This is a genomic window from Pseudomonas sp. AP19 (genome assembly GCF_001728855.1).
Classification (GTDB): Bacteria; Pseudomonadota; Gammaproteobacteria; order Pseudomonadales; family Pseudomonadaceae; genus Aquipseudomonas; species Aquipseudomonas fluorescens.
Window position 1 is genome coordinate 1 of record NZ_LXJP01000104.1, and the last position, 8,383, is coordinate 8,383.

General features: G+C 61.3%; 11 protein-coding genes. 5 read left to right on the plus strand and 6 right to left on the minus strand.

Annotated elements, in window-relative coordinates:
• Window positions 1–101: 101 nt before the first annotated feature.
• The 3 genes from A7D21_RS33275 to A7D21_RS33285 form a co-directional block, all read right to left on the minus strand.
• Window positions 102–452 (minus strand): DUF2892 domain-containing protein, encoded by a 351-nt coding sequence (locus A7D21_RS33275; RefSeq protein ID WP_069553785.1) that lies wholly within the window; start codon window positions 450–452, stop codon window positions 102–104.
• A 67-nt stretch (window positions 453–519) separates the two neighbouring features.
• Window positions 520–987 (minus strand): RNA methyltransferase, encoded by a 468-nt coding sequence (locus A7D21_RS33280; RefSeq protein WP_003189607.1) that lies wholly within the window; start codon window positions 985–987, stop codon window positions 520–522.
• A gap of 161 nt (window positions 988–1,148) precedes the next feature.
• On the minus strand, window positions 1,149–1,523 hold the full coding sequence (locus A7D21_RS33285; protein WP_003210675.1) for a YajD family HNH nuclease: 375 nt from the start codon (window positions 1,521–1,523) through the stop codon (window positions 1,149–1,151).
• A gap of 151 nt (window positions 1,524–1,674) precedes the next feature.
• Here A7D21_RS33285 and A7D21_RS33290 point away from each other — a divergent pair, with 151 nt between their 5' ends.
• Window positions 1,675–2,595 (plus strand): ParB/Srx family N-terminal domain-containing protein, encoded by a 921-nt coding sequence (locus A7D21_RS33290; protein ID WP_069553786.1) that lies wholly within the window; start codon window positions 1,675–1,677, stop codon window positions 2,593–2,595.
• Between the two features lie 134 nt (window positions 2,596–2,729).
• On the opposite strand, the gene A7D21_RS33295 is transcribed toward A7D21_RS33290, so the two are convergent.
• Window positions 2,730–3,416 (minus strand): spermidine synthase, encoded by a 687-nt coding sequence (locus A7D21_RS33295; protein WP_069553787.1) that lies wholly within the window; start codon window positions 3,414–3,416, stop codon window positions 2,730–2,732.
• A 78-nt stretch (window positions 3,417–3,494) separates the two neighbouring features.
• Here A7D21_RS33295 and A7D21_RS33300 point away from each other — a divergent pair, with 78 nt between their 5' ends.
• Window positions 3,495–3,779, plus strand: coding sequence for a hypothetical protein (locus A7D21_RS33300; protein WP_069553788.1), 285 nt, complete (start codon window positions 3,495–3,497; stop codon window positions 3,777–3,779).
• Here A7D21_RS33300 and A7D21_RS33305 read toward each other — a convergent pair.
• Both A7D21_RS33305 and A7D21_RS33310 read right to left on the minus strand, forming a co-directional pair.
• The gene (locus A7D21_RS33305; protein WP_053255011.1) at window positions 3,776–4,249 is read right to left on the minus strand and encodes a cyclic nucleotide-binding domain-containing protein; all 474 of its coding nucleotides are present in this window, start codon (window positions 4,247–4,249) and stop codon (window positions 3,776–3,778) included. The genes A7D21_RS33300 and A7D21_RS33305 overlap by 4 nt on opposite strands.
• A 66-nt stretch (window positions 4,250–4,315) precedes the next feature.
• Window positions 4,316–6,370: a S9 family peptidase gene (locus A7D21_RS33310; protein WP_053255012.1), complete on the minus strand. Its 2,055-nt coding sequence runs from the start codon at window positions 6,368–6,370 to the stop codon at window positions 4,316–4,318.
• Window positions 6,371–6,391: 21 nt separating this feature from the next.
• On the opposite strand from A7D21_RS33310, the gene A7D21_RS33315 reads away from it, so the two are divergent.
• Genes A7D21_RS33315 through A7D21_RS33325 form a run of 3 tightly spaced genes read left to right on the plus strand, consistent with a single transcriptional unit; the run spans window position 6,392 to window position 8,289 of the window.
• Complete coding sequence (locus A7D21_RS33315; RefSeq protein ID WP_069553789.1) at window positions 6,392–6,928, plus strand: MFS transporter; 537 nt, start codon at window positions 6,392–6,394, stop codon at window positions 6,926–6,928.
• Window positions 6,929–6,958: 30 nt separating this feature from the next.
• Window positions 6,959–7,735 (plus strand): class II glutamine amidotransferase, encoded by a 777-nt coding sequence (locus tag A7D21_RS33320; RefSeq protein WP_053255014.1) that lies wholly within the window; start codon window positions 6,959–6,961, stop codon window positions 7,733–7,735.
• An 11-nt stretch (window positions 7,736–7,746) separates the two neighbouring features.
• Window positions 7,747–8,289, plus strand: coding sequence for a DUF2937 family protein (locus A7D21_RS33325; protein ID WP_053255015.1), 543 nt, complete (start codon window positions 7,747–7,749; stop codon window positions 8,287–8,289).
• Window positions 8,290–8,383 lie beyond the last annotated feature (94 nt).

Here is an 8,383-nt window from a genome sequence, read left to right on the forward strand (position 1 = left end):
CGCGAATGCGGTCTGTCAGTTAAATATGTACTGACTGATACACCGCTTTCGCGAGCAAGCCCGCTCCCACATTTGGATTTCCAACTGATCGCAGAGGTGTACTAGTCGGCCGTTTTAGTGGCCTTCTCAGCCGCTACTTCCGCTTTGGTCTTGAGGTTCTTCAATTCTTCTCCAGCGCGCTCAATCTTTGTGCGCACGCTGTTCATTTCCTGGCGGCCTTGCTCCAGCTTGTCCTTGAACGAGCTGTGCCCGGTGACGCCGCGCACCAGGGCCACGCCGCCAATCGCCACTTGGATCAAGCCGAAGATCCCGCCACGGCGCAGGCCTTTGCCGAGCATCATCACGCCGCCGGCCACCGAGCCGATACGTTCCCAGCCATGCACGTTTTGAGTCGGCTGGCTGTCAAAGGGTGCGTGTTCAATGATAGGTCGCGGGATTTTGCTGTCGCTCATGATCTGTCTCCAACAAGGGCAAGTGTTAGTAGCTGACTGTTTGCAGGCGCCGGATGTTCCCAAAAAATCAGTACTTGGGGCCCGAGCGGGTGTTGTTGCCCTTGGCCAGTCGGTCATAGAGCACCACATTGACGGTGGCGGCGAGGTTCATGCAGCCGGTCGTCGGGATGTACACCACGTCTTCACACCAGTCGCGGATCTCTTTGTCGAGGGAGCCGTCTTCAGGGCCGAAGATATACAGCGCGCGGTCGGGGTGGGTGTATTCCGGCAGTGGGCGGGCGCCTTCGACCAGTTCTACAGCCACCGGTATACAGCCCAGCGGGAGGATTTTTTTCAGGTCATCGATACCGATCAGCGGAATGTCGTGGTGGACCTTCTTGGTGTCGGTGATGAAATCCCGGGCGCGCTCGTAACGCACGCCGGTGTAGAACACCGAGGCCACGCCGTAGCAACCGGCGGCGCGCATGACCGAACCGACGTTTTCGGGGGATTTGGGGTTATACAGACCGATGCAGCTGTAGCGTTTATTGCCCACGGGGAAGGGTGCCTTGCAGAAAAACGCCGATTATACGGCCTGGGAGTGAGGTGGTGCTTGGGCCATCGCTATCGCAGGCACGCCAGCTGCCACAATGGGAATGCGTTCCCCTGTGGGCGCTGGCTTGCCTGCGATGGCGGCCGGGCAGGCAGCGACGAACGTCAGTCGTCTTTCTTCATCAACCCCGCCAACGCCGCAAACGGGTTGTGCGTGGCCTTGGCGATGGTCGGGCTGCTGGTGGAGCCTTCGCCGAAATACTGCTGGTCGGTGTAGCGCGAGTGTTCGTTATCGTGGCAGTACAGGCACAGCAGTTCCCAGTTGGAACCGTCCTGCGGGTTGTCATCATGATTGTGGTTGCGGTGGTGCACGGTCAGTTCGCTCAGACGCTTGCCGGCGAATTCACGGGCGCAGCGGCCGCACACGTGCGGGTACATTTTCAAGGCTTTGTCGCGGTAGCCCATTTCCCGGTCGCGCTGGGCATCGGCGAGGATGCGGTCCAGTTTGGCGGTGTGGGAGGGCGGGTTGGTCGAGCTCATCATGGCTCCTGGCTATTTGGTGGGTCACGGATACCCTTGATTCTAGCCGCTCGCGCTGGAAAACACCGCTGGCTTTTTCAGCAACGGTACAGCCTGGCAGCGGCAATCGTTTGTAGTATCGGCTCACGCCATCCACTGGGATCTGAAACCTATGCGTCTGCACACATGGACCGTTGCACTCCTGCTCTGCGCCTTGACGGCTCAAGCCCATGCATTCTCCACCCCCAAACCCGGCCAGGTGATCGAAGTGTCCCTTGAGCAACTGCACCCGACTCAAGCCGTGGTGGGGTTCGATCAGATTTATTACAGCCTCGGGCTGTTCGCCGACAAGCCCGCCAAGGTCTTTGACGAATACTGTGAAACCAACGGGCAGGGCGCCGCCGATAACGTGCCGAAAAAGGCCGACTTGCAGCAGCCGGCGAGCTTCACCTGCAAGGACCCGGTGGGCACGCATCCCGAGGACATGAAAACCGTGGTGGTCGGCCCCGCAGGCCAGCTGTACCTGACTGACGGTCACCACAGCTTCACCACGTTGTGGGAAGTGCCCGGTGGTGGCCCTCAGTTGAAAATGTGGGTCAAGGTCACCGACGATTTCAGCAACAGCCCTGACCTGGCTACGTTCTGGCAGCGCATGGAGGCTGCCCGCAAAGTCTGGCTCAAGGACAACCAGGGCCACAGCCTGCCACCTTCACAGTTGCCGGCGCATTTGGGCTTCAAGAGCTTGCAGGACGACACTTTCCGCAGCCTGGTGTATTTCACGCGCAAGGCCGCTTACGGCAAGCCGGACGATGGCGCGATTGCACCGGAATTCCTGGAGTTCTACTGGGGCAACTGGCTGCGCACGCAGATTGACCTGAGCGCCTTCAACCTGAACAAGAAGGGCGGTTACAAGGATGCCATTGAAGCCGTGGCCAAGCGCATGGTCAGCCTGGCACCCGGCTCACTGGTCGGTGACAGTGGCTTTACCGCCCATCAATTGGGCGGCATGACCACGCTTGACCAACGAGAGCTGGAAAAAACCTTCGAAAAAAAAGTCCCGTACGTGATCGATTACCGCAAAGCCCGCAACTGACGGGGATTCAAAATGTGCAGGCTGGCGAGCTCGCGAATCCGCTCATTCAGGCTCAGACGCAGAGGCTGACACTCCGCCTTCGCGAGCGAGCCCGTGCCCACCTTGGGTCTGTGCTGTTTTAGCGGTTGTGTTGATCAGCCCTTGAGCTTTTCGGCAATCCAGATGGTATGCCGGGTGCCCTTGTTGCCATGGGCAAACACCTGCACTTCCTCGGCCTTGAAACCGGCCTTGCGCAGTTTGTCGCTGAACAGCTTGTCGGCGCTGGCCGACCATACCGCCAGCACGCCTTGGGGGCGTAAGGCCTTGGCGCAGGCGGCCAGTCCACCGGCGGAGTACAGCCAGCTGTTGGCCTTTTGCGTGAGGCCTTCGGGGCCGTTGTCGACGTCGAGCATGATTGCGTCAAAGCCCTGCGGCTCGGCCTGCAGCACGTTGGCCACGTCTTCCATGCGGATCACCGTGCGCGGGTCGAGCAGCGGGCGGCCGGACTTTTCTCCCAGCGGCCCACGGTTCCATTCCACCACGCCGGGCACCAATTCGGCGACCACCACTTCGGCGCTCTTGCCCAAGTGTTTGAGGGCCGAGGCCAGGGTAAAACCCATGCCCAACCCGCCGATCAATACCCGCGAACCCGGGCGCCCGGCGACTTTACGGCAGGGGATCTCCGCCAGCGCGTCTTCGGAGCCGTGCATGCGCGTATTCATCAACTGGCCGCCATCGCCGCCCTGGATCTTGATGACAAAATCCTCGCCGTATTCGAACAGGCACAAGGCACCGCCGTTGTCGGGGATCGGAGTGGTGTCCAGCAGAACGAAACGTTTCATGGAAATCTCATTGGGAAGGGCATTCTTGCGCGGTTGGGAGTAGCCTTAGGGCATTCCGGTCAGGCCATGGAGCCATCGATGAAGTGCAGCATTCTAACGGTCATTGTGTTGAGCGCGCTCACATTGGGTGCGGCGCAGGCGCAAGAGGTGCAAACCGTGCCGGTCGCACCCGCGCCAACCCCCGGCGCGCCGAGCACACCAACACCGACGCTGTATCCGCAAGTCACCCCGCCTGTCGCGCCTAAAGCCACGGCGAACGGTTCACCTGCGTTGGTGCCGATCGTATTACCGACACCGCCAAAAGATCAGACGGTGCCCGGCCTGCTGCAAAACGACAGCAAACCCAAGACCCCTGGCGGTTAAAACTGTTGAGACAGTAATTGCCCGTCGGCCATGCGCAGGCGCTTGGACAAGGCGATGGCAATCGCGCGGATGATCTTGGCCGCCACCCTGGGGGCTTCGTTAAGCATTTTTTCCAGGGAATCCTTGCCCAGGTTCAGCAGCACGCTGTCACTTGCCGCGAGGCAACTGGCAGAACGCCGTTCGCCATCGAGCACCGCCATCTCGCCAAACGCCCGGCCACTGCGCAGGGTGGCGATGGTCACGCGCTGGCCTTCGTGGTTGGTTTTCTGCACGGCCACCTGCCCACTGTGGAGGATGCACATGAAGGTGCCGGCATCGCCCTCAAGGAAAATCACCTCGCCCTGGGCAATGTTGCTGATATTGAAGTAGCCCGCCGCCACGTGGAAATCTTCCGGCAACAAGGGGTCGAACAGGCCGCAGTCCATCAGCATGTCGCGGATTTCATTGTTGAGTAGCGTGGGTTGGGGCATGACTAATCTTGATCCATCAATCGAGTAGGCGGTCCTGTGTTCAGACAGGACCGCCGCGCGAAGTTCCTAAATCAACCCCAGCGCCTTGAACACAAAGGCATATTCGAGTGCTACGTCACGTAATCCCTGGTAACGGCCGCTCATGCCGCCGTGGCCGGCGCCCAATTCGGTCTTGAGCAGCAGCAGGTTGTCGTCCGTCTTGGTGTCACGCAACTTGGCCACCCACTTGGCCGCTTCCCAGTACTGCACGCGGCTGTCGTTGTAACCGGCGATCACGAGCAGGGCCGGATAGGCCTGGGCGCTGACGTTTTCATAAGGCGCGTAGGCCTTGATGCGCGCATACACCTCAGCTTCTTCGGGGTTGCCCCACTCGTCGTACTCGGTGATGGTCAGCGGCAGCTCCGGGTCGAGCATGGTGTTGAGCACATCGACGAACGGCACTTCGGCGATGGCCGCCTGGAACAGCGCCGGACGCTGATTGAGCACCGCGCCGATCAACAGGCCGCCGGCACTGCCGCCGCTGATGGCCAGTTGCTTGGAGGTGGTCAGCCCCGCGCCGATCAAGTGCTCGGCGCAGGCGATAAAGTCGCTGAAGGTGTTCTGTTTGTGTTCCTGCTTGCCGTTGCGGTACCAGGCTTCACCCAACTCGCCGCCACCGCGTACATGCGCAATGGCAAACGCCACGCCTCGGTCCAGCAGGCTCAGGCGCGCATGCGAGAACCACGGGTCAAGGCTTTGGCCGTAGGCGCCGTAGCCGTACAGGTACAGCGGCGTCGGCTGGCCCAGTTGGTCGCGCTTGACCACCAGGCTGATCGGCACCTGGGTGCCGTCGGCCGAGGTGGCCCACAGACGCTGGCTGACGTAGTCGTCGGCGTTGAACACGCCAAGCACCGGGGTTTCCTTGAGCACGACTTGCGCACCGCTCGCCAATTCCAGCTGGCGCACCTGGGCCGGACGGTTCAGGGCTTCATAACGCAGGCGGATCTTGTCGCTCGGGAATTCCAGGCTGTTCTGCACGTAAAGGCTGTAGGCGGCGTCAGGCAATTCCACCCGATAGGTCGGCAAGCCCTGTGGGTGCACTTCGATCACCGGCAGGCCGCCGATGCGCAGGCTCAAGGTCATCGCGCTGGCGTTGAGGGTCACGCCATCGAGCATCACATCATCGCTGTGGGGGATCAGGTTTTGCCATTGGTCTTCGGTCGGTACACCGCCGGTGTCGGCGGCGACGAACAGCGCATAGTTGATGCCGTCGCGGTTGCTGCGGATAAACCAGGTCCATTCGCCGTCGCGCATGCCGTGGTCGACATCGTATTCATGGTCCTCGACCCGTGGCGCCAGGCAGGTGAAGTCCAGGTGCGGCTGGTCAGCGTCCAGGGCCCAGATTTCGCTGGTGGTCTTGCTGCCCAGGGCCAGCAGCAACTGGCGCTCGGAGCTGGAGCGGTAGCAATGCAGGAAGAAGCGTCCGTCAGGCTCGTGGAACACTTCCTGCGCCGCGGTACCGTCCAGGCGGTAGCGATACAGTTTGTGCGGGCGGTGGGTGTCGTCCAACTCGCCGAAGAACAGGGTCAGGCTGTCATTGGCCCAGGTCATGCTGCCGTCGCAGTCTTCAAACTCCAGTTCGCTGACTTTGCCGCTGGCCAATTCCTTCACGTACAGGGTGTAAATCTCTTCACCACTGGTGTCGAGGCTGTAGGCCAGGCGCTGGTGGTCGGGGCTGATGCTGAACGCGCCGAGGGAGAAAAAGCCGCCATTGGCCAGGGCGTTGGGGTCGAGCAGCAGTTCTTCGCTGTTTTCGTCCACCCCATTGCTGTCATCCGTCGGACGGCGGCAACGGTAGTGGCGGGCATATTCGTCACCCGCCGTGGTGCGCGTGTAATACAGGTACGGCCCCCACGGTGAGGGCAGGGACAAGTCGGTTTCGAGAATGCGGCCCTTGATCTCTTCGAACAGGGTTTCGCGCAGGGCTGCCTGGTCGGCGAGCTGTGCTTCCTGCCAGGTGTTTTCGGCCTTGAGGTAATCGAGGACTGGCGCCGTGTCACGCGCTTGCAGCCAGGCGTACGGGTCCTGGCCTTCGGCCTTGCGGGCAATCGGGGCGGCAGTGAGGGGGGACGATGAAGGCATGGACTACTCTCTGTCTGGCAGATGGTGGCAGGCATTGCAGCCGAGACACGCAAAAGCCGTTATCATAGCCGCCTGTTTGCCTACCTTGCCATGGACACCATGACCGAGAACGACTATCTGACCGCTTGGGGCCTTTACGCCTTCGCCGCTTTGGGCTGCCTGTTGGTATGGTGGCGCATGACCCGCTGGATCTGGCGCTGGCTGCGCGAGCCGCTGCAGTTGCTGATGGCGGTGCTGCTGTTGAGCCCGACCATCGTCGACCCGGTCAAGACCCAGTTTGCACCCGCAGTGGCGATCACCGCCCTTGATTTGGTGCTGCATGTGGGCAATAACGCCTGGCGCGCCATCTCCGACCTGTTCATGTACACGCTGATCGCGTTGGGCGTGTATATCATCTTTGTGTTGATCCGCTGGCCCATCGAGCGCGCCGCCAACGCCCGACGTGAGCGCAAGGCCGCTGCCGATGCGGCCCTGGCCGCCGAGCCGGTGGACGAAGACGACGAGCCTTACCGTCGCCCGGCGCCGGTCAGCGGTATGCGGGTCGAACCGCGCCTTTAACGTTGTACGCCCTGCAGCGAGAGCCCTGGCATGTGTGAATTATTGGGCATGAGTGCCAACGTCCCCACCGATATCGTGTTCAGCTTTACCGGGCTGATGCAGCGGGGCGGGCGTACCGGCCCCCACCGCGACGGTTGGGGCATCGCCTTTTACGAAGGCCGTGGCCTGCGTCTGTTCCAGGACCCGGCCGCCAGCAGCGAGTCGGAAGTCGCGCTGCTGGTGCAGCGTTACCCGATCAAAAGTGAGGTGGTGATTGGCCATATCCGCCAGGCCAATGTGGGCAAGGTGTGCCTGTCCAATACTCATCCGTTCGTGCGCGAGCTGTGGGGGCGCAATTGGTGCTTCGCCCATAACGGCCAATTGGCCGACTTCAACCCGCGCGCCACGTTCTACCGCCCGGTGGGTGATACCGACAGCGAAGCGGCCTTCTGTGACCTGCTCAACCGCGTGCGCGAAGCCTTCCCGGAACCGGTGGACATCGAACAAGTGCTGCCGGACTTGATCGCTGCCTGCGCCGACTACCGCAGCAAAGGCGTGTTCAACTGCCTGCTCAGCGACGGCGACTGGCTGTTTTGCTACTGCTCGACCAAATTGGCGCAGATTACCCGGCGCGCACCCTTTGGCCCGGCGCGTTTGAAAGATGTCGACGTGATCGTCGATTTTCAGGCCGAAACCACGCCCAATGATGTAGTGACGGTGATCGCGACCGAGCCGTTGACCGACAATGAAAACTGGACCCGCTACGAACCGGGCCAATGGAGCCTGTGGCGACGCGGTGAATGCGTCAGCCAGGGCATCACCGAGTAAGGATATCGACCATGTTGCTGAGTTATCTGCGGTTGGTGCTGTTTGCCATTGGCTTGTTGGTCGGCGTGCAGGTGCCGGGGTTTATCAACGACTACGCCAAACGCGTCGAGGCCCACCTGATCGAGGCGCAGACTGGCCTCAGCGGGTTTGAAAGCACCGCACGGCAGTTTTTCAATGGTGACTTGAAGGCGTTGGTGGCGCATTACCGTGCCAGTGACGACCCGGTGTTCCAGAGCGATGCCAACAGCCTGGGCACGATGCTCGATCGCCAAGTGGCGTTGGACAAGCAATTCCAGGCCATGCAAGGCCCGTGGTACATCCGTGCCCTGCAAGTGGCGGTGGCTGCCGACCCGGCGATTCGCCTGGAAACCTGGAACGGCTACAGCTACCAGATCCTGCTCACGCCGCAAGCCATGGGTTGGGGCCTGGGCGGGGCGATGTTGTTGTCATTCGGCATCGAGTGCCTGTTCCGCCTGATCGACTGGGTGGTGTTGGGCGGCAAGCGCCTGCGCCAGAGCCGGCCGATTGAAGAGCGTGACCTCAAAGGCCTCTGAAGACTGTCGCAAATCTAACTGTGGGAGCGGGCTTGCTCGCGAATGCGGTCTGTCAGTTAATTCATGTGTTGACTGATACACCGCTTTCGCGAGC

Coding starts and splice junctions, on each gene's coding strand:
- A7D21_RS33275 (WP_069553785.1), bottom strand. CDS start 452: ATGAGCGACAGCAAAATCCCGCGACCTATCATTGAACACGCACCCTTT.
- A7D21_RS33285 (WP_003210675.1), bottom strand. CDS start 1,523: ATGAGCTCGACCAACCCGCCCTCCCACACCGCCAAACTGGACCGCATC.
- A7D21_RS33290 (WP_069553786.1), top strand. CDS start 1,675: ATGCGTCTGCACACATGGACCGTTGCACTCCTGCTCTGCGCCTTGACG.
- A7D21_RS33295 (WP_069553787.1), bottom strand. CDS start 3,416: ATGAAACGTTTCGTTCTGCTGGACACCACTCCGATCCCCGACAACGGC.
- A7D21_RS33300 (WP_069553788.1), top strand. CDS start 3,495: ATGAAGTGCAGCATTCTAACGGTCATTGTGTTGAGCGCGCTCACATTG.
- A7D21_RS33305 (WP_053255011.1), bottom strand. CDS start 4,249: ATGCCCCAACCCACGCTACTCAACAATGAAATCCGCGACATGCTGATG.
- A7D21_RS33310 (WP_053255012.1), bottom strand. CDS start 6,370: ATGCCTTCATCGTCCCCCCTCACTGCCGCCCCGATTGCCCGCAAGGCC.
- A7D21_RS33315 (WP_069553789.1), top strand. CDS start 6,392: ATGGTGGCAGGCATTGCAGCCGAGACACGCAAAAGCCGTTATCATAGC.
- A7D21_RS33320 (WP_053255014.1), top strand. CDS start 6,959: ATGTGTGAATTATTGGGCATGAGTGCCAACGTCCCCACCGATATCGTG.
- A7D21_RS33325 (WP_053255015.1), top strand. CDS start 7,747: ATGTTGCTGAGTTATCTGCGGTTGGTGCTGTTTGCCATTGGCTTGTTG.